Source organism: Diaphorobacter sp. J5-51 (assembly GCF_001023515.1).
Lineage (GTDB): Bacteria > Pseudomonadota > Gammaproteobacteria > Burkholderiales > Burkholderiaceae_C > Diaphorobacter > Diaphorobacter nitroreducens.
Map to the genome: position 1 here is coordinate 1 of NZ_JSYI01000067.1, position 341 is coordinate 341.

Consider the following 341-nt stretch of genomic DNA (forward strand, 5'->3'; position numbering starts at 1 on the left):
TACCCAAACAATCGCCGCAGAATACTGTGCATTTGTACAGTATTCATGTCAGCCACTTCCAAGCCCAAGCTCTACAACCCACGCCACCCCGAACGCACGCTGCTCTACCAAACGGTAGCCGAGCACTACGAGACCTGGCTAGAGTTGGCCAGCGCGGGTCAGTTCGACGGCCAGGGCGACCACCACACCCCCAAGCCCTTCGTGCGCAAAGCGTTTGCCAAGTATCTTGAGTGCGGCATCTTTGCCCATGGCTTTGCCCGCGCTCGCTGCGGCGACTGTGGGCACGACTACTTTGTAGCCTTCTCCTGCAAAGGCCGGGGAGTCTGCCCCTCGTGCACCAC

Annotated in this window: 1 protein-coding gene; it reads left to right on the top strand. The window is 59.8% G+C overall.

From position 1 onward, the window contains the following. Positions 1-45: 45 nt before the first annotated feature. On the top strand, positions 46-341 hold a 296-nt coding region (locus tag OX89_RS08965), incomplete at its 3' end, for an IS91 family transposase (protein ID WP_047350364.1).